General features: G+C 71.4%; 18 protein-coding genes. 4 read left to right on the forward strand and 14 right to left on the reverse strand.

What is annotated here, in order from left to right; translation table 11 throughout:
• Positions 1-3: 3 nt before the first annotated feature.
• The 3 genes from recA to ACZ601_RS24845 all read right to left on the reverse strand — a co-directional run bounded on the left by recA (position 4) and on the right by ACZ601_RS24845 (position 2889).
• Entirely contained in the window at positions 4-1137 is a 1134-nt protein-coding gene (gene recA / locus ACZ601_RS24835) for a recombinase RecA (protein ID WP_073737750.1), read from the reverse strand.
• A gap of 196 nt (positions 1138-1333) precedes the next feature.
• On the reverse strand, positions 1334-2509 hold the full coding sequence (locus tag ACZ601_RS24840; protein ID WP_469541663.1) for an AI-2E family transporter: 1176 nt from the start codon (positions 2507-2509) through the stop codon (positions 1334-1336).
• Between the two features lie 185 nt (positions 2510-2694).
• Complete coding sequence (locus ACZ601_RS24845; RefSeq protein WP_073737752.1) at positions 2695-2889, reverse strand: DUF3046 domain-containing protein; 195 nt, start codon at positions 2887-2889, stop codon at positions 2695-2697.
• 79 nt (positions 2890-2968) lie between these two features.
• On the opposite strand from ACZ601_RS24845, the gene ACZ601_RS24850 reads away from it, so the two are divergent.
• Positions 2969-3883, forward strand: coding sequence for a hypothetical protein (locus ACZ601_RS24850; protein WP_440577802.1), 915 nt, complete (start codon positions 2969-2971; stop codon positions 3881-3883).
• Between the two features lie 22 nt (positions 3884-3905).
• Here ACZ601_RS24850 and ACZ601_RS24855 read toward each other — a convergent pair whose 3' ends face one another.
• From ACZ601_RS24855 to ACZ601_RS24865, 3 genes are all read right to left on the reverse strand, one after another.
• Positions 3906-4211: an AzlD domain-containing protein gene (locus tag ACZ601_RS24855; protein ID WP_073737754.1), complete on the reverse strand. Its 306-nt coding sequence runs from the start codon at positions 4209-4211 to the stop codon at positions 3906-3908.
• Positions 4208-5032 carry an AzlC family ABC transporter permease gene (locus tag ACZ601_RS24860; protein WP_469541666.1) on the reverse strand — a complete coding sequence of 275 codons (825 nt, stop codon included), beginning with the start codon at positions 5030-5032 and terminating at the stop codon, positions 4208-4210. The genes ACZ601_RS24855 and ACZ601_RS24860 overlap by 4 nt, the downstream gene beginning before the upstream one ends.
• A 64-nt stretch (positions 5033-5096) precedes the next feature.
• Positions 5097-5960 (reverse strand): AraC family transcriptional regulator, encoded by an 864-nt coding sequence (locus tag ACZ601_RS24865; RefSeq protein ID WP_469541603.1) that lies wholly within the window; start codon positions 5958-5960, stop codon positions 5097-5099.
• 56 nt (positions 5961-6016) lie between these two features.
• On the opposite strand from ACZ601_RS24865, the gene ACZ601_RS24870 reads away from it, so the two are divergent.
• The 3 genes from ACZ601_RS24870 (at position 6017) to ACZ601_RS24880 (ending at position 12566) form a co-directional block, all read left to right on the forward strand.
• Positions 6017-10690, forward strand: coding sequence for an Lhr family ATP-dependent helicase (locus tag ACZ601_RS24870; protein WP_469541606.1), 4674 nt, complete (start codon positions 6017-6019; stop codon positions 10688-10690).
• Positions 10691-10913: 223 nt separating this feature from the next.
• The gene (locus ACZ601_RS24875) at positions 10914-11765 is read left to right on the forward strand and encodes a DNA-formamidopyrimidine glycosylase family protein (protein ID WP_469541609.1); all 852 of its coding nucleotides are present in this window, start codon (positions 10914-10916) and stop codon (positions 11763-11765) included.
• 36 nt (positions 11766-11801) lie between these two features.
• Positions 11802-12566: an SDR family NAD(P)-dependent oxidoreductase gene (locus tag ACZ601_RS24880; protein ID WP_469541612.1), complete on the forward strand. Its 765-nt coding sequence runs from the start codon at positions 11802-11804 to the stop codon at positions 12564-12566.
• On the opposite strand, the gene ACZ601_RS24885 is transcribed toward ACZ601_RS24880, so the two are convergent.
• The 8 genes from ACZ601_RS24885 to ACZ601_RS24920 form a co-directional block, all read right to left on the reverse strand.
• Positions 12514-12813 carry a hypothetical protein gene (locus ACZ601_RS24885; protein WP_469541615.1) on the reverse strand — a complete coding sequence of 100 codons (300 nt, stop codon included), beginning with the start codon at positions 12811-12813 and terminating at the stop codon, positions 12514-12516. The two genes, ACZ601_RS24880 and ACZ601_RS24885, sit on opposite strands and share 53 nt — an antisense overlap.
• 290 nt (positions 12814-13103) lie before the next feature.
• Positions 13104-13298: a CsbD family protein gene (locus tag ACZ601_RS24890; protein ID WP_440579007.1), complete on the reverse strand. Its 195-nt coding sequence runs from the start codon at positions 13296-13298 to the stop codon at positions 13104-13106.
• 39 nt (positions 13299-13337) lie between these two features.
• Positions 13338-13808, reverse strand: coding sequence for a Dps family protein (locus tag ACZ601_RS24895; RefSeq protein WP_073737761.1), 471 nt, complete (start codon positions 13806-13808; stop codon positions 13338-13340).
• 226 nt (positions 13809-14034) lie between these two features.
• Entirely contained in the window at positions 14035-14418 is a 384-nt protein-coding gene (locus tag ACZ601_RS24900; protein ID WP_024492760.1) for a helix-turn-helix domain-containing protein, read from the reverse strand.
• A 109-nt stretch (positions 14419-14527) separates the two neighbouring features.
• Complete coding sequence (locus tag ACZ601_RS24905) at positions 14528-15037, reverse strand: CinA family protein (protein WP_390091872.1); 510 nt, start codon at positions 15035-15037, stop codon at positions 14528-14530.
• Positions 15034-15816, reverse strand: coding sequence for a CDP-diacylglycerol--glycerol-3-phosphate 3-phosphatidyltransferase (gene pgsA, locus ACZ601_RS24910; protein WP_469541621.1), 783 nt, complete (start codon positions 15814-15816; stop codon positions 15034-15036). Before pgsA ends, ACZ601_RS24905 begins: the two co-directional genes overlap by 4 nt.
• Complete coding sequence (rimO, locus tag ACZ601_RS24915; protein ID WP_469541625.1) at positions 15813-17291, reverse strand: 30S ribosomal protein S12 methylthiotransferase RimO; 1479 nt, start codon at positions 17289-17291, stop codon at positions 15813-15815. The genes pgsA and rimO overlap by 4 nt, the downstream gene beginning before the upstream one ends.
• A 131-nt stretch (positions 17292-17422) precedes the next feature.
• Entirely contained in the window at positions 17423-18223 is an 801-nt protein-coding gene (locus ACZ601_RS24920; RefSeq protein WP_469541628.1) for a helix-turn-helix domain-containing protein, read from the reverse strand.
• Positions 18224-18326 lie beyond the last annotated feature (103 nt).

Raw genomic sequence — 18326 nt, forward strand, 5'->3', positions numbered from 1 at the left:
GGCCTAGCTCTTGGCCGCCGTCGTCTTGGCCGGCTTGGTCTTGCCGGCCGCAGCGGACACCGGCTTGGCCGCACCGTCGGCCGGGGCCGCGGCAGTCCCGGCCGCCGCGTCCGCTGCGGGCTCGGCGGAGGCCGCGTCGGGCCGTACACCGACGCCCAGCTTCTCCAGGATCTTCTTCTCGATCTCGTTGGCGAGATCGGGGTTGTCCTTGAGGAAGTTGCGGGCGTTCTCCTTGCCCTGGCCGAGCTGGTCGCCCTCGTACGTGTACCAGGCACCGGCCTTGCGCACGAAGCCGTGGTCCACGCCCATGTCGATCAGGCCGCCCTCACGGCTGATGCCCTGGCCGTAGAGGATGTCGAACTCGGCCTGCTTGAACGGCGGCGCGACCTTGTTCTTGACGACCTTGACGCGGGTGCGGTTACCGACGGCGTCGGTGCCGTCCTTGAGCGTCTCGATCCGTCGGATGTCGAGGCGCACCGAGGCGTAGAACTTGAGCGCGCGGCCACCGGTGGTGGTCTCAGGCGAGCCGAACATCACGCCGATCTTCTCGCGGAGCTGGTTGATGAAGATCGCGGTGGTCTTGGACTGGTTGAGCGCGCTGGTGATCTTCCGGAGCGCCTGGCTCATCAGTCGGGCCTGCAGACCCACGTGCGAGTCGCCCATCTCGCCCTCGATCTCCGCACGGGGCACCAGGGCCGCCACGGAGTCGATGACGATCAGGTCGAGGGCGCCCGAGCGGATCAGCATGTCCACGATCTCAAGGGCCTGCTCACCGTTGTCCGGCTGGGACAGGATGAGGTTGTCGATGTCGACACCGAGCTTCTTCGCGTACTCGGGGTCGAGGGCGTGTTCGGCGTCGATGAAGGCGACTGTGCCGCCGAGCTTCTGCGCGTTCGCCACGGCGTGCAGCGTCAGCGTCGTCTTACCGGAGGACTCCGGCCCGTACACCTCCACCACACGGCCGCGCGGCAGGCCGCCGACGCCGAGCGCGACGTCGAGGGCCGTCGAACCGGTGGGGATCACTTCGATGGGCTCGTTCGGCCGCTCGCCGAGGCGCATGACCGCGCCCTTGCCGAATTGCCGCTCGATCTGTGCGAGTGCGGCGTCCAGCGCCTTCTCGCGGTCGTTTCCTGCCATGGGTTCCACCCGATTTGCTTGAGTCGATCGCTTCACGTCTCAGACGCTAACCCCTGCCACTGACAATGGGCCTCGACGTCCTCCCGGCCTGTGGACAACTCCACGGTCGAGCCCGGCAAAACCCGGCCGGAATCCCATAAGAACGGATGTTCGATTTTGGTGTCAAGCGCGCCACGCCACACCGGCTCACCCGCTCTCAGGAGCGCGGCCGCGGCCCCTGCGGCCCGTCGCCCTCGCCCGGCGCCTGCCCGTCATCGCTCTCCGGGGCATGCCGGAATCGGCGCAGCCGCGCCGCCAGCGGTTCGCCGAGCCGCCACTGGTGATGACCGTGCACCCGCGGGTCGTCCGTGACGTCGTACCGCTTCACGTAGGCGCCGAGGAAGGCCTGCAGCGTGGCCACCGCCGGGATGGCGATGAGCGCGCCGACGGCGCCCATCAGTGCCGTACCCGCGATCACCGAGCCGAAGGCGACCGCCGGGTGGATGTCCACCGTCCTGGCGGTCAGCTTGGGCTGCAGCACGTAGTTCTCGAACTGCTGGTACACGACGACGAACCCGAGGACCCAGAGCGCGTACCAGGGATCGACGGTGAAGGCGATCAGCATCGGCAGGGCGCCCGCCAGGTAGGTGCCGATCGTGGGGATGAACTGCGACACGAGCCCGACCCAGACCGCGAGCGCCGGCGCGTACGGCACGCCGAGAGCCGCCAGCAGGATGTAGTGCGCGATTCCCGAGATGAGCGCCATCAGTCCGCGCGAGTAGAGGTATCCGCCGGTCTTGGCGACCGCGATCTCCCAGGCCCGCAGCACCTCCGCCTGGCGGGAGGGCGGAAGCACGGAGCACAGTCCGCGGCGCAGCCGGGGCCCGTCGGCAGCGAAGTAGAAGGAGAACAGGAAGATCGTCAGCAGCCGGAACAGGCCGCCGAGGACCGTGGTCGACACGTCGAGCACACCGGTCGCGCTGTTCTGGACGTACTTCTGCAGCCAGTCCGAGTGCAGCAGGCTGTCCTGCACCTCGACCCGGGAGAGCTCCGTGTGGAAGGTCTGATTGACCCAGTTGATCACCGAGTCGAGGTACTTGGGGAACTCGTCGACCATGTCGACGATCTGGCCCGCGAGCATCGAGCCGAGCATCACGACGAAACCGACGCTCGCGATCAGCACGGCGAGGAAGACCAGGAACGTGGCGAGGCCCCGGCGCATGCCTGCGGCCGACATACGGCTCACCGCGGGCTCGATGGCGAGCGCCAGGAAGAAGGCGATCAGTATGTTGATCAGCAGGCCGATGAGCTGGTCGAACGCCCAGCTCCCGAGCCGGAAGCAGGCGTAGAGCGCAAGGGCCAGCACCATCGCACGCGGCAGCCAGCCGGGCATGCGGACCGGCCCGGCACCCGACGGCGGGGCCGATGGCTCGACCGGCGGTACGGGCGGGGTGAGGGGCGGCTGGGTCTGAGCGGTCTCGTCTGTCGGTGCCACAGAACCAGTCTCGCCTACGGCTGCGACACTCCGGCGCGCGCCCCGGGGCGACCGTCGTCCGGGGCAGAGCTCCGAGCTGCGCCTCAGCGCTTGTCCGCCGGGATGCCGACCGCCGTGCAGACTCCGCGCCAGACGTCCTTGGCCTCCCAGCCGGCGGCCAGTGCCTCATGGACCGTACGGCCGCCCAGCTCGGCCATCACATGGTCGCGCGCGAAGGAGTCGGCGTAGCCCGCGCCGAAGTGGTCCGCCATCCGTTCCCAGAAAATCGTCAACCGCATGCCATCAGTATCCCGCTCCTGAGAGTGCAGCCGGGCCGCCTGCCCTTGCCGGGAGCCCACACCGGCTTACGGTCGGTCCATGGCTGGAACCGGAGAAAGTCCCCTCAACCGTGCCGAGCAGTTCATCTGGCTCACGGCCCGTGTCCTCGAACAGCGGCGGTTCGCCCACCACTTCCTGAACGGAAGCGCCGATGCCGTGGAAACGGCGCTCGCCGCCCATCTCAATGAGGACGGCGGGTACGGTCACGCGCTCGAACCCGATCTGCGCGGACCAGTCAGCCAGCCGCTGCACACGGCCCACGCGCTGAGCGTCCTCGATTCCATCGGCCGCTGCGGCGGGATCCGGGTGGAGCGGATCTGCCGCTTCCTTACGGACGTGTCCACGAAGGAGGGGGCCCTGCCCGCCCTTCTCCCCTCGCAACGCGGCTATCCGGCCGCACCGTTCATTCCGATCGTCGACGACCCGCCGGCCGAGCTGCTGGCCACCGGCCCCGTGGTCGGGCTGCTGCACCGCAACGCGGTGTGGCATGCCTGGCTGTTCCGGGCCACCGACTTCTGCTGGGCGGCCGTCGACGCGCTCCAGGTGTCTCATCCGTACGAGATCGAGGCGGCCGTCGCCTTTCTCGACGGGGCCCCGGACCGGTCGCGGGCCGAGGCGGCGGCCGATCGCCTGGGGCGCCTGGTACGCGAGCAGCGGCTCGCCGTGCTGGATCCGGAGCAGCGGGCGGAGTACCCGGTGGCGGCCGGTTACGCACCCGGCGAGCAGCACTTCCCGTACGACTACGCCCGTGCCCCCGAGTCGCTCGCCCGCCGGTGGTTCACCGATGCCGAGATGGGGCTGTCGCTGGACCACCTGGCGGCCGGGCAGCAGGCGGACGGCGGCTGGCCGGTGACCTGGCGGCAGTGGGCGCCGGGGACCGCCCTGGAGGGGCGGCCCCTGGTGACGCTCAGGGCGTTGCAGACGTTGCGCGCGCACGGGCGCGTTCTGGTCTGACACGGGCACCGGGCGCGGATGGTCAGCCGAGGGCGCGGACCGCGGCGGTGACGGCCACGGCAGCGCCCACCACCACGAGGAAGGGCGCGCGCAGGACGAGCGCGAGCGCTGCCGCGGCGAGACCCGCGCCCCTGGCGTCCAGCGCCAGGTGCTGTCCGTCACCGAAGGTCTGCTGCGCGGTCAGGGCGGCCAGAAGCGCCACCGGCAGCAGCGCGGCGAGGCGCTGCACGATGGGGCGCTCCAGGGCTCCGGCGGGCACCAGGAGGCCGAGGAGCTTGGCCAGGTAGCAGCCGACGGCGGTGAGTGCGATGGCGATCCAGACGTTCATCGGCCGTCCTCCGGCATGGTCGTGCGCGAGCCCTTCGCGCCCTCTGCGTGCGGCGCCTTCCCGGCGGGCTGGGCGTGCTGATCGTTCCGAGCGGCTGGGCCCCCACCGCGTCCCTTCGTGAACGGGCCCTTGTCGCGTCCCTTCATAAAGAGGACGACGGGCGCCGCGAGCGCGGAGACCAGTACGGGCACCCCTGCGGGCAGCAGCGGCAGCAGACCGAGGGCGAGGACGACCGCCAGCCCGGCGGTGACGCGCTCCGTCGTGGTCTTCAGCATGGGCGCGAGCAGAGCGAGGAAGACGGCGGGGCTGGCCGCGTCCAGCCCCCAGGCATCGGTGTCACCGAGCGCCTCGGCGCCCAGGGCGCCGACCAGCGTGGTGAGGTTCCACAGCACGTAGAGCGTGAGCCCGGTGACGGTGAAGCCGATCCGGGCGGCGCGCCGGGTGGGCTGGGGCAGGGTCACGGCCGTCGTCTCGTCGATCACCCAGTGGGCGGCGAAGGGGCGCACGGCGCGCGGGAGGGCGAGCAGCTGCGACAGCCGCAGGCCGTAGAACGAGTTGCGCACTCCGAGGAAGAAGGCGCCGGCTGCCGCGGTGTACGGGTTGCCGCCCGCCGCGAGCGCGCCCACCAGGGCGAACTGGGAGGCGCCGGTGAAGACGAGGAGGCTGAGCGCGCAGGTCTGCAGCAGGCTCAGTCCGGAGCCGGCCGAGGTGACGCCGAAGGCGAAGCCGGAGAGTCCGACAGCGATGCCGACGCCGAGCGCGTCCCGAACGACGGCCGCGTCCGGTTTGGTACCGGCGGTGATCACACTGCCGTCGGCGATCGCACCGGCGTCGGCCGGTTCACCGACTCGTTGGGGTGTTGTCTGTTCTGCCACGTTCGGAACGCTACCGGGGCGGTTCCGGATCGGTCTTGTACGTTCTTGCACGTTCACGCTGGTAGGCGCCCGGTGTCACACCCACGATCCGGGTGAAGTGACGGTTGAGATGCGGCTGGTCGGTGAAGCCGACCTCGGCTGCCGCCACCGCCGGTGGCGTGCCCGCGTCGAGCATCCGGCGGGCACGGCGGACCCGGGCGTCGGTGAGCCAGGTGTGCGGCGGCATTCCGTACTGCTTCTTGAAGGCTCTCAGCAGCGCGAACGGGCTGGTGCCCAGCTCGGTGGCCAGTGCCTCCAGGGTGGGCGGCCCGGCCATCCTGCTCTCCAGTACGGCGCGGGCACGTTCCGCGTCCCGCGCCCCCGCCGCCCGGGGCTCGAACGTGGGAAGGGCGCTGCCGTGCTCGGTGAGCAGATGCGTGACGAGGACCCGCAGCACGCTGTCCGCCGCCAGCGCGTTGCCCTCCTCCGCGGCCCGGTGGACCGCGCGGATCAGCCGGGCCGCTTGCGGATCGCTTACGCGGGTCTCCGCGAAGCCGACCGTGCCGCGCAGGCTCGTCGTATCCGCCGCGATGTCGCTGATCACCTGCGCGGACGGGTAGAGCGTGGCGTACACCCAGCCCTCGGGAACACCGGCCCTGGCGGTGTGCGGCACCTCCGGATTGATCATCACGACGGAGCCGGGGCCCGCGTGGACGGTGCCGCCGGGCAGGGCGACGTCCTCGATGCCCTGGCTGACGGCGCCGAGGACATAGCCCTCATGGCTGTGACGCGGGAAGGTGTGGCGGACGTAGCGGGCCCGCAGCAGGTCGAGCTCCGGCAGTTCCTCGTACTGCCAGTGCCTCGCCCACTCGCCCCGTCCCGCAGCTCCCGCCATACCCGGATTCTCGCAGCTCGCGGCGGTTGTCAGTGGCTGGGTGCACGATGGGGAGCATGACCGGCTCCGCACTCGATTCGTTCTCCGCCGCGACCCGCAGTTGGTTCACGGGGGCCTTCAGCGCGCCCACGGCCGCGCAGGAGGGTGCCTGGCGGGCGATCGGTGAGGGCTCTGACGTACTGGTCGTCGCACCGACCGGTTCGGGCAAGACCCTGGCGGCCTTCCTCGCCGCTCTGGACCAGCTGACGGCGGTCCCGCCGCCCGCAGAGGCGAAGAAGCGCTGCCGGGTGCTGTACGTATCGCCGCTCAAGGCCCTCGCAGTCGATGTGGAACGCAATCTGCGCTCCCCGCTCACCGGCATCCGCCAGGAGTCGGTGCGCCTCGGACTGCCCGAGCCCGAGGTACGGGTGGGCATCCGCTCGGGCGACACCCCGCCCGCCGAGCGCCGGTCGATGGCGACCAGGCCGCCGGACATCCTGATCACCACCCCCGAGTCCCTGTTCCTGATGCTGACCTCCTCCGCCCGGGAGGCGCTGGCCGGGATCGAGACGGTGATCCTGGACGAGGTGCACGCCGTCGCGGGCACCAAGCGCGGCGCGCACCTCGCCCTGTCCCTGGAGCGTCTCGATGAGCTGCTGCCGCGGCCGGCCCGCCGGATCGGCCTGTCCGCCACGGTCCGCCCGGTCGACGAAGTGGCACGGTTCCTCTCCCCGCAGCGAAGGGTGGAGATCGTCCAGCCGTCGTCCACCAAGCAGTTCGATCTCTCGGTCGTCGTACCCGTCGAGGATCTGGGCGAGCTCGGCGGCTCGCCCGCCACCGGCCCGGACACCGCGGACCAGGCGGACAAGCCGTCGATCTGGCCGCATGTGGAGGAGCGGATCGCCGATCTCGTCCAGGCGCACCGCTCCACCATCGTGTTCGCCAACTCCCGCCGGCTGGCCGAGCGGCTCTGCAACCGGCTCAATGAGATCGCGTACGAGCGGGCCACCGGCGAGACGATGCCGGAGGATCACTCACCCGCCGAGATCATGGCCGCGTCGGGTGGAGCGAAGGGCGCCCCCGCCCTGCTCGCCCGTGCGCACCACGGATCGGTCTCCAAGGAGCAGCGGGCCCAGGTGGAGGAGGACCTCAAGGCGGGCCGGCTGCCCGCCGTGGTCGCCACATCGAGCCTGGAGCTGGGCATCGACATGGGCGCGGTCGACCTGGTGATCCAGGTCGAGTCACCGCCGTCGGTCGCCTCCGGGCTGCAGCGGGTGGGCCGGGCCGGACACCAGGTGGGTGCGGTCTCCACCGGCGTCGTCTTCCCGAAGTACCGCGGAGACCTGGTGCAGGCCGCGGTGGTCACCGAGCGGATGCGGGAAGGGGCCATCGAGGCGCTGCGCGTCCCGTCCAATCCGCTGGACGTGCTGGCCCAGCAGCTGGTCGCGATGGTCGCCCTGGACAGCTGGCAGGTGGACGACCTGCTGGCCGTGGCCCGCCGGGCAGCGCCCTTCGCCTCGCTTCCCGAGTCGGCGTTCACCTCCGTCCTCGACATGCTGGCCGGCCGCTATCCATCCGACGCCTTCGCGGAGCTGCGCCCGCGCGTGGTCTGGGACCGCGTCGCGGGCACGGTCACGGGCCGCCCCGGCGCCCAGCGGCTCGCCGTCACCTCCGGTGGCACCATCCCCGACCGAGGGCTCTTCGGGGTCTTCCTGGCGGGCGCCGACCCGAAGAAGGGCGGCGGCCGGGTCGGCGAGCTGGACGAGGAGATGGTCTACGAGTCCCGGGTGGGGGACGTCTTCACGCTGGGCACCACGTCCTGGCGGATCGAGGACATCACCCGCGACCGGGTCCTGGTGTCCCCCGCCCCCGGCGTCCCCGGACGGCTGCCGTTCTGGAAGGGCGACCAGCTGGGCCGCCCGCTGGAGCTGGGCCGAGCCCTCGGCGCCTTCCTCCGCGAGCTCGGCGGGCTGTCCCCGGAGGCCGCGCGGAAAAGACTGCTGGCCGCGGGCCTGGACACCTGGGCCGTGGACAACGTGCTGTCGTACATCGACGAGCAGCGCCGGGCCTGCGGCCACGTACCGGACGACCGGACGATCCTCGTCGAGCGTTTCCGCGACGAGCTGGGCGACTGGCGCGTCGTCGTGCACTCACCGTTCGGCGCCCAGGTGCACGCCCCCTGGGCGCTCGCGCTCGGCGCCCGCCTGGCCGAGCGGTACGGCATGGACGCCCAGGTCATGCACGCCGACGACGGCATCGTGCTCAGGCTGCCGGACGCCGACATGATGGGCCTGGATCTACTGGACTTCGACCCGGTGGACCAGGACCGGCCGTCCGAATCCGGCGGCGGGGCGGCTCTCCCGCCGCCGAACGCCCCCCACGACAGCGAGCAGCCCCCGGTCGGCGCCGCCGATGTCGCCTTCGAGCAGGGCGAGATCGGACAGATCGTCACCGACCAGGTCGGCGGTTCCGCCCTGTTCGCCTCCAGGTTCCGCGAGTGCGCGGCGCGGGCCCTGCTGCTCCCCCGGCGCAGCCCCGGCAAGCGCACCCCGCTGTGGCAGCAGCGGCAGCGGGCCGCCCAGCTCCTCCAGGTCGCCTCCGAATTCGGCTCGTTCCCCATCGTTCTCGAAGCGGTCCGCGAATGCCTTCAGGACGTCTTCGACGTCCCCGGGCTCACAGAAGTGATGGGCGATCTGGAAGCCCGCCGGATCCGCCTGGTCGAGGTGACGACCCAGGAACCCTCACCGTTCGCGCGCTCGCTGCTGTTCGGCTACGTCGCCCAGTTCCTGTACGAGGGCGACTCACCCCTCGCCGAGCGGCGGGCGGCCGCACTCTCCCTCGACTCCCACCTGCTGGCCGAGCTGCTGGGCCAGGCGGAGCTGCGCGAGCTGCTCGACGCGGACGTGCTGACCGAACTGGAGCGGGAGCTCCAGTGGCTGGCGGAGGACCGGAGGATCAAGGACATCGAGGGCGTCGCCGATCTGCTGCGGGTCCTCGGACCGCTCACCACCGCCGAGCTGACCGAGCGCGGGGCGCAAGCTCCGTGGGCGCAGGAGCTGTCGTCGGCCCGCCGGGCCATCCGGGTCCGGATCGGCGGTGACGAGCACTGGGCGGCGATCGAGGACGCGGGCCGGCTGCGCGACGCACTGGGCACGGCGCTCCCCGTCGGCGTCCCGGAGGCGTTCACCGAACCGGTGAAGGACCCCCTCGGTGACCTCCTCGCCCGCTACGCCCGTACGCACGGCCCGTTCACCTCCACCGCCGCGGCGGCCAGGTTCGGCCTCGGCACCGCGGTCACGGACGGCGCGCTGCAACGCCTCGCGGCCTCCGGACGGATCGTCCAGGGGGAGTTCCATCCCGCCGGCATCGGCCAGGAGTGGTGCGACGCCACGGTGCTGCGCCGGCTGCGCCGCCGCTCGCTCGCCGCCCTCCGCCATGAGCTGGAGCCGGTCCCGCCCGCCGCCCTCGCGGGCTTCCTGCCCCAGTGGCAGCACCTCGGCAGCAACAGCCTGCGCGGAATCGACGGGCTGGCCCGCGCCATCGAGCAGTTGCAGGGCGCTCCGGTCCCCGCGTCTGCCCTGGAGAAGCTGGTCCTGCCCGGCCGCGTCACCGGCTACTCCCCCGCGCTCCTGGACGAACTCACCACCACCGGCGAGGTCGTGTGGGCCGGCGCGGGCGCACTCCCCGGCAAGGACGGCTGGCTCTCCCTCTACCTGGCCGACAGCGCGCCCCTGCTACTGGCTCCCCCGCGCCCGCTCGAACTCAGCGCGCTGCACGAATCCGTACTCACCGCCCTCACCGGCGGATACGGGCTCTTCTTCCGCCAGATCGCCGACCAGGTCCGGGCCACCACACACCCGGACTGCACCGATCCGCAGCTGGCGGACGCCGTCTGGGACCTCACCTGGTCGGGCCGGCTCACCAACGACACGCTCGCACCACTGCGCTCCCTCCTGGGCTCGGGCCGCACCGCCGGATCGACCGCGCACCGCTCCAGACGGAACGTCCCGCGCGGCCGTTACGGCTCACTGACGGCCGCCGCCCGTCCGGCCTCGCGCACCGGTCCGCCCACGGTCTCCGGCCGCTGGTCCCTGCTGCCCGCCACCGAACCCGAACCCACGCACCGGGCCCACGCGCTGGCCCGCACCCTGCTGGACCGGCACGGTGTGGTGACGCGCGGCGCGGTCCAGGCCGAGGGCGTCGAGGGCGGGTTCTCCGCCGCGTACCGCGTGCTGGCGGCCTTCGAGGACAACGGGCAGGCCCGTCGCGGCTATGTCGTGGAGGGGCTGGGGGCCGCACAGTTCGCGATGGACGGCGCGGTGGACCGGCTCCGCGCGGCCTCCACCGCCCGCGACCGCAGAGAGCCGGGCCTGGCCCCCACCGCCCTGGTCCTCGCGGCGGCCGACCCGGCCAACGCCTACGGAGCGGCGCTGCCCTGGCCGGAACCGCCGGACGGGGCCGGGCACAAGCCCGGCCGCAAGGCCGGCTCCCTGGTGGTCCTGGTCGACGGCGAGCTGGCGCTGTACATGGAGCGCGGCGGGAAGACGCTGCTGGCCTGGCCGACCGATCCGGAGGACCCGGCGCTGCGAGCTGCCGCCGCCGCACTGGCCGCGGCAGCCCGTGCCGGCGCCCTCGGCACGGTGACGGTGGAGCGCACCAACGGCGTCTCGGCGCTGACCTCACCGCTGGGCCGCACGCTGGAGGCGGCCGGCTTCCTCGCCACCCCCAGAGGCCTCCGCCTCCGCGCCTGACCCGGCGCGCGCACGCTCGTACCCCGCCCGTGTACGCGTACGCGCTCGGGAGATCGTGCGTGTTTGAACGCATAGCCGAATCACCCCGCCCGCGCACGCGCTCGTACCCCGCCCGCGCACGCGCACGCGCTCGTACCCCGCCCGCGCACGCGTACGCGCTCGTACGCCGCCCGCGCACCACGCATCCCCCACACCACCCGCCCGCGCCCCGCATCATGGAGGCATGCCAGAAGGAGACACCGTCCTGCAGACCGCCAGGCGTCTGCACCAGGCGCTCGCAGGCCAGGTCGTCACGCGGTCCGACCTCCGCGTCCCCCGCTTCGCCACCGCCGACCTCACCGGCCGGACCGTGCTCGACGCCATCGCGCGCGGCAAGCACCTGCTGACCCGCTTCGAGGGCGACCTGACCCTCCACAGCCATCTGCGGATGGACGGCGCCTGGCGGATCTACGGCCACGAGGAGCGCTGGCGCGGCGGCCCCGCACACCAGATCCGCGCCATTCTCGCCAACACCGCGCACACTGCCGTCGGATACCGCCTCCCGGTCCTGGAGCTCCTGCGCACCTCGGACGAGGAGAAGGCGGTGGGCCATCTCGGCCCCGACCTCCTGGGACCCGACTGGGACGCCGACCAGGCGCTGCGCAATCTGCTCGCCGACCCGGCCCGCCCGCTCGGTGAGGCGCTCCTGGACCAGCGCAACCTGGCCGGCATCGGCAACATCTACAAGGCCGAGCTGTGCTTCCTGGCCCGTGCCACCCCGTGGCTCCCCATCGGTGATCTGCCCGCCGCCACGGCCCCCCTTCTGGTGAGCACCGCCCACCAGCTCCTCGAAGCCAACCGCGACCGCCCGGTCCGTATCACCACCACCGGCGCGCGCCCCGGGGCAACCCCCGGCACGTACCCCCGCACCGCCACCGGTCAGCCGCTCCGCGCCCGCCGCCCGAGCGAGAACCTCTGGGTCTACGGCAGAACCCACCGCCCCTGTCTGCGCTGCGGGACACCGATCCGCGCGGCGGAGCAGGACGCCAGGCCCGCCTACTGGTGCCCGCGCTGCCAGTCCGGCCCCACCCCCTAGTTGACGGGCCGTCAGATCCGGTCGTACGGTCCGGTCATGTCCCTTGCCGCGTACGACCTCACCGGCCGATCCGCGTTCGTCACCGGCGCGGCGGGCGGCATCGGCCGCGCCTGCGCCGTCCTGCTCTCGGAGGCGGGCGCCACCGTCCACTGCGCGGATCTCGACGCCAACGGCCTCCGGGAGACCCTGGAACTGATCACCGCGGCGGGTGGCGAAGCCCACACGCACCCGCTGGATGTCACGGACCGCGATCAGGTCCGGGCCGCCGTCGCGGCCGCCGGAGATCTCGACATCCTGGCCGCCGTCGCCGGGATCATGCACACCAGCAGCGTTCTGGAGACCTCCGACGAGGACCTCGACCGCGTGCTCTCGGTCAACTTCAAGGGCGTGCTGTACGCCTGCCAGGAAGTGGCCCGCACGATGCTCGCCCGCGAGGCCCCCGGCTCCCTGATCACCATGGCCTCGGGTGCGGTCGACGCCGCGAGCCCCGGACTGCTCTGCTACAGCACGGCCAAAGCGGCGGTGGTCCAGCTGACCAAGACCCTGGCGACCGAACTGGGGCCGCACTCCATTCGGGTCAACGCCGTCGCGCCGGGGTGGGTCCGCACCCCCATGACCGCCCGCCACGACGCGGAGCAGCAGCACCGGGCGGAGGCCACCATGGCGCGGATCTCGCCGCTGGGCAGGGTCGGGGAACCCATGGACGTGGCGCACACGGTGCTGCATCTGGCGTCCGACGCGTCGGCCTTCACGACGGGTCAGATCCTTCGCCCGAACGGCGGCGTCGCCATGCCCTGGTAGCCGCCGCACCGGCCCACCAGGACCGCGCCCCCGCGGCGCACCGCCGCAGCAGGCCGGTACCCGCGTCGAATATCCCGGTCGGCCGGGCGGTCGCCGCCACATGCACCGGCAGGAGGCTCAGCCCCCAGCCGCCCGCCGCCACCGCTCCCTCGACCACTCCGGTGTGCGTCGGCTCCAGCACCAGCCGCAGCACGGCCCACCACCACACACCGCCGAGCGCGAGCGCCGGCACCCATCGCCGTACCATGGCTGCCTCCTCAGGCCGAACCCAGTACCTCCCGGCAATATGTCCGGCCTGATCACCCAGTGGGAGAGCGCACCGGTGCAGTACCGGCGCGCACGGCGCAGGCGCACACCCTCGCAGTCTCACCCGGCTCCGCCGGGGCCGCATCCAGAGCGGAGCCCCCACCGTCTCCGGTGGGGGCTCCGCGTCCAGGAACAAGCACATTCCCTGAGGTCTCCTGGACCTCAGGCACAGACCTCAGGTCTCACACCCCGGATCCCGGGCTTCACACCTCGGGTCCGAGGCCTCGCGGCTCAGCTCTTGTCGTCGCCGGTCAGCGAGTCCTTGACGCCCTCGGCGTGCCCCTTGGCATCGCCCATGGCGCCCTTGGCCTTGCCCTTCGCCTGGTCCGTCTTGCCCTCGGTCTCCTTGCGGCGGTCACCGGTCATCTTGCCCATGGCCTCCTTGGCCTTGCCGGTGATCTTGTCCTTCGTGCCTTCGTCCGTCATGGCTGCTCCTCGAATGGAAGGGGAATGGAGGGCGTGGGCTCAGGCGCTCTCGGCCTGGAACATCCACGCGTGCTTTTCGAGATCAGCGGTCAGCGTGATCAGGATGTCCTGGCTGACCGGGTCGGGGTCGCCGGTCAGCTCGATCCGCTCCCGCATCCGGCCGATGACCACGCCGAGGGCGTCGACCAGCGTGCGTACCGCGTCCACGTCCTTGACCCAGCCCTCGGGGACGGAGTCGATGGCCGTGGTCCGGGCAATCGTTCCCGACCGCCCGTCCGGATTGACGCCGAGCGCGGAGGCCCGTTCGGCAACCGTGTCGGAGTGCTGGCGGGCGGTGTCCACGACCTCGTCGAGCTGAAGGTGCACAGACCTGAAGCGCGGCCCCACCACGTTCCAGTGGACCTGCTTGGCGACCAGGGAGAGGTCGACGAGGTCCACCAGGGCGCCCTGGAGCGCACCGCCGACAGACTTGAGGTCGGCCTCGGACAGCGGGCTCTTCACCACAGACATGCACGTCTCCGATCTGTATCCGTTCCGTTCAGCACCATCCACGATGGCACAAACGAAGCGAAACGGTCATTCGAGGGAATCTCTGGACGAGATCGTTCCCCGGTCTCACAGAGAGCGCCTGCCCGGCATCGCGCGGACCACACACAGAAGCGGACAACACACAGAAACCCCGGCCCGCCCGCTGAGGGGAGGACCGGGGCTCCGGCTTCACACCGAACCGAACGGGTCAGGCGGCGACGACATCCACCGCTTCCGCAGGCGCCTTGATGGTCACCCGTCCCGTCGGTACACCCGCCACCGACGAAACAGAGACGGAATTGAGCCTGGGGCGCACCGGTACGGGTACCGGATCGCCGGCTGCTGCCGACTCGGCCAGTTCAGCCAGCGACAGATCATCGCTCACTTCACGCATGAGCTCGGACATCCGTACGTCAAGCGCGTCGCAAATGGCGGAGAGCAGTTCGGAGGATGCCTCCTTCTGCCCCCGCTCCACCTCGGAGAGATAGCCGAGCGAAACTCGGGCGGACGAGGAGACTTCGCGCAGAGTACGGCCTTGGCGCTGGCGCTGCCGACGCAGCACGTCACCAAGCAGGCGACGGAGCAGAATCATCGGTGGCTCCCTCCTCGGACCGCGTAGCCGCATCCTTCACGCCCCACCGTACCGCCTAGCGCCGCGGCCGTGCGGGGAGCGATGTCGTGTTCACTCAGGGCTGCAAACATCAATTCCCCCCGATCTGTTCCGTATCCTGTGCGCTCGCGTACTCGCCGAGTTCGCCGGAGAGCAGATCGAGCACGCTCCGTACGCTCTCATTACGGATGTCCGCTCGTCCGCCGTTCAACCTCAGTGTGGCCACTTTCGCCTCGCCGTCAGGCCCGCAGGCTGCGACGAAGACCGTTCCCACCGGCCGGCCGTCCTGCGGCTCGGGACCCGCTACTCCGGTGGTGGCCAGGCCCCAGTCCGCGCCCAGTACCCGGCGTACTCCCGCCGCCATCTGGCGGGCCACTTCGGCGTCCACCGCACCGCGTGACGCGAGAAGGGCTGGATCCACACCCAGGACTTCACTCTTGAGGGGGGTCGCGTAGGCCGTCACGGACCCGCGGAAAGACCGCGAGGCACCGGGTACGGACGTCAACTCCGCCGCGACCAGTCCGCCGGTCAGCGACTCCGCCACAGCCAGCGTCTCGCCCCGCTCGACGAGCAGTCGCAGCACCCGGGCCGCGGCTGTCACCGCTCGGCCTCCGCCGCACCACGGGCCCCTGAGGCCCCGGAGACCCGGTCCGAGGCCCCGGAGACCTGCTCCGCGCCCTCGCTGCCCCTGGGCGCCTCCGCAGCCGCCTCGACGGCCTCCTGTGCCGCGGCGGAGCGCTCCGCCGCGAGCCCCTGGCGACGCAGCACGACGGCCTGGCGCACATAGTCCAGACCGGTGACGACCGTCAGCACGACGGCCACCGCCATCACCCAGAACCGCAGCGTCGCCAGCGGTCCGGTCAGCGCCAGGACGTACATCCCGACCGCCGTTCCCTGCGCGAGCGTCTTCATCTTCCCGCCGCGGCTGGCCGGAATGACCCCGTGGCGGATCACCCAGAACCGCAGCACGGTGATGCCGAGCTCCCGGAAGAGGATCACGCCCGTGACCCACCAGGGCAGATCGCCCAGGTACGACAGACAGATCAGCGCGGCGCCCATGATCGCCTTGTCCGCGATCGGGTCGGCGATCTTCCCGAAGTCGGTGACCAGGTTGTACGTACGCGCCAGATGTCCGTCGAACAGGTCGGTGATCATCGCGACGGCGAAGGCCGCCCAGGCGAAGGAGCGCCAGGCCGGGTCGTATCCGCCGTTGTGGAGCAGCAGCATGACGAAGCCGGGGACCAGCACCAGCCGCGCCATGGTGAGGAGATTGGCGATGTTCCACAGGCTCGCCTGATTGACGGCCGCAGTGCCCAGCTTCCCGCCGCGGACCGGCGTAGCGCCGGAGCCCCCTGTCGCGGATGCCGGCGCTCCGGTCATCTGGCCACCTCCGCAAGCTCACGGCATTCCGCCACCAGGTCGACGCCCTCGGTGCCCACTGCCTTTGCCTCGACCATACGGCCCGGGACGAGTCCCTCGCGTGCCGTGAAGAGCACCTGGCCGTCCGTTTCTGGGGCCTGGTGCGCCGCGCGGCCCACGGCGCGCGGCTCGTCCTCGGTCGCCTCGACCGATTCCACGAGCACCTGGAGCGTCTCCCCGACGCGTTCCTCGGCCCGCTGGGAGGTCAGCTCCTCGGCCAGCTGCGAGATGTGCGCGAGCCGTTCCGCGATGGTGTCGGCGTCCAGCTTGTTGCCGTAGCCGACCGCCTCCGTGCCGTCCTCGTCGGAGTAGCCGAAGACGCCGATGGCGTCGAGGCGCGCACCGGTGAGGAACCGTTCCAGCTCCGCCAGGTCCGCCTCGGTCTCGCCGGGGAAGCCCACGATGAAGTTGGAGCGCGCACCGGCGTGCGGCGCCTTGCTCCGGATGGTGTCCAGAAGTCCGAGGAAGCTGTCGGTGTCACCGAACCTGCGCATCGCCCGCAGTACGCCGGGGGCCGAGTGCTGGAAGGAGAGGTCGAAGTAGGGTGCGACCTTCGGCGTCGAGGTCAGTACGTCGATGAGGCCGGGCCGCATCTCGGCGGGCTGCAGATAGCTGACCCGGATGCGCTCGATCCCGTCGACGTCCGCGAGCTCCGGCAGCAGCGTCTCCAGCAGCCGGATGTCGCCGAGGTCCTTGCCGTACGAGGTGTTGTTCTCGGAGACCAGCATGACCTCCTTCACGCCCTGCTCGGCCAGCCACCTGGTCTCGCCCAGGACGTCCGAGGGGCGGCGCGAGATGAAGGAGCCGCGGAAGGACGGGATGGCGCAGAAGGAGCACCGGCGGTCGCAGCCGGAGGCCAGCTTCACCGAGGCGACCGGGCTGGTGCCGAGCCTGCGGCGCAGGGGTGCCCGGGGTCCGGAGACCGGGGCGACGCCCTCCGGGAGGTCGGCGGGGGCCGGTGCTACCTCCTGGGCGTGGCCGGGCAGGGCGACCACGGCGTCCTGGCGCTCGGCCGGGCTGATCGGCAGGAGCTTGCGGCGGTCGCGGGGGGTGTGGGAGGCGTGGATGCCACCGTTGAGGATGGTCTGGAGGCGGTCCGAGATGTCTGCGTAGTCGTCGAATCCGAGGACTCCGTCCGCTTCCGGCAGGGCCTCCGCGAGGTCCTTGCCGTAGCGCTCGGCCATACAGCCGACGGCGACGACGGCCTGGGTGCGGCCGTGGTCCTTCAGATCATTGGCTTCGAGCAGGGCATCGACGGAGTCCTTCTTGGCGGCCTCGACGAATCCACAGGTGTTGACCACGGCGACATCGGCATCGGAGGCATCCTCGACGAGCTCCCAGCCGTCCGCTGCCAAGCGGCCTGCGAGCTCCTCCGAGTCCACCTCGTTACGGGCGCAGCCAAGAGTGACAAGGGCGACGGTACGGCGTTCGGGCATGGGCTCAAGACTACTTTGTCCCGGCACTGGCCCCCGCGTGCAGGTTCCTCGGTCACAGGGAGTGACAAAGCGGCGAGCGCCCCGCGGGGTGGCCGGGCGCTCGCCGCTGTGCGTGAGCCGTGGAGTACGGGTCAGCCGACCTCGGGGTCACCCTTGGTGTACGAGAGCCGCTCGACCTGACCGGGCTGGAACTGGTCCTCGACCTTCTTGCCGTTGACGAAGAGCTCGACAGAACCGGCGTCACCGAGGACGAGGTCGACCCGCTCCTTGTCCTGGAACGTCTTGGACTGGCCCTGCTGGAGCAGCCCGTCGAAGAGCAGCCGGCCGTTGTGGTCCTTGGCGGAGATCCAGCTCTTGCCCTGACTGGCGCTGAGCTTGACCGTCACCTTGTCCTGCGGCGCCGCGGCAATGGCGCTGTCGGAGGGGGCCGGCTTGGGGTCGGCGGGCTTGCTGCTCGCCGGCTTGGGGGTGATCTTGTCGGACGTCGGGCCCTCGGCGACCCGGCCGGCGGTCGAGGGCTCGTCACCACCCTTGAAGAAGGTGAAGCCGACGAAACCCACCACGGCGACGATGGCCGCGACCATGGCCGCGGTCCAATTGGGCCGCCGGGGTTCGGAACGGATCCGCTCGGCTTCGAACAGCGGAGCCGCCGGGGTGGGCGAGGGACGGCCGCCGTGCTCGCCGTCGTACTGCGAGACCAGCGGTTCGGGATCGATGGCGGCGGCACGTGCCAGCGAACGGATGTGGCCGCGCGCGTACACGTCACCGCCGCAGCGGGAGAAGTCGTCGTCCTCGATCGCGTGCACGATGGGGATGCGCACCCGGGTGGACGTGCTGACCTCTTCGACCGTGAGACCTGCGGCGATGCGAGCCTGCTGGAGCACTCGACCGATCGAAGGCCGGTCGTCTTCGGGGGAGTTGCCGATGGACACGGGGGCGCCTTTCGAGCGTGAGCCACCTGCTGGATGTTCAGTCTAGGGGGGGTATGAAAGGGTGGGGCAACCGGGAGGGAGCACTTTGTACGCCATCAGATTC

This window comes from Streptomyces sp. NPDC104307 (assembly GCF_055584045.1).

Bases quoted from the DNA above. Each gene is read 5' to 3' on its own strand.
- recA (WP_073737750.1), bottom strand. From the start codon at position 1,137: ATGGCAGGAAACGACCGCGAGAAGGCGCTGGACGCCGCACTCGCACAG.
- ACZ601_RS24840 (WP_469541663.1), bottom strand. From the start codon at position 2,509: ATGCCCGGCTGGCTGCCGCGTGCGATGGTGCTGGCCCTTGCGCTCTAC.
- ACZ601_RS24845 (WP_073737752.1), bottom strand. From the start codon at position 2,889: ATGCGGTTGACGATTTTCTGGGAACGGATGGCGGACCACTTCGGCGCG.
- ACZ601_RS24850 (WP_440577802.1), top strand. From the start codon at position 2,969: ATGGCTGGAACCGGAGAAAGTCCCCTCAACCGTGCCGAGCAGTTCATC.
- ACZ601_RS24855 (WP_073737754.1), bottom strand. From the start codon at position 4,211: ATGAACGTCTGGATCGCCATCGCACTCACCGCCGTCGGCTGCTACCTG.
- ACZ601_RS24865 (WP_469541603.1), bottom strand. From the start codon at position 5,960: ATGGCGGGAGCTGCGGGACGGGGCGAGTGGGCGAGGCACTGGCAGTAC.
- ACZ601_RS24870 (WP_469541606.1), top strand. From the start codon at position 6,017: ATGACCGGCTCCGCACTCGATTCGTTCTCCGCCGCGACCCGCAGTTGG.
- ACZ601_RS24875 (WP_469541609.1), top strand. From the start codon at position 10,914: ATGCCAGAAGGAGACACCGTCCTGCAGACCGCCAGGCGTCTGCACCAG.
- ACZ601_RS24880 (WP_469541612.1), top strand. From the start codon at position 11,802: ATGTCCCTTGCCGCGTACGACCTCACCGGCCGATCCGCGTTCGTCACC.
- ACZ601_RS24885 (WP_469541615.1), bottom strand. From the start codon at position 12,813: ATGGTACGGCGATGGGTGCCGGCGCTCGCGCTCGGCGGTGTGTGGTGG.
- ACZ601_RS24890 (WP_440579007.1), bottom strand. From the start codon at position 13,298: ATGACGGACGAAGGCACGAAGGACAAGATCACCGGCAAGGCCAAGGAG.
- ACZ601_RS24895 (WP_073737761.1), bottom strand. From the start codon at position 13,808: ATGTCTGTGGTGAAGAGCCCGCTGTCCGAGGCCGACCTCAAGTCTGTC.
- ACZ601_RS24900 (WP_024492760.1), bottom strand. From the start codon at position 14,418: ATGATTCTGCTCCGTCGCCTGCTTGGTGACGTGCTGCGTCGGCAGCGC.
- pgsA (WP_469541621.1), bottom strand. From the start codon at position 15,816: ATGACCGGAGCGCCGGCATCCGCGACAGGGGGCTCCGGCGCTACGCCG.
- rimO (WP_469541625.1), bottom strand. From the start codon at position 17,291: ATGCCCGAACGCCGTACCGTCGCCCTTGTCACTCTTGGCTGCGCCCGT.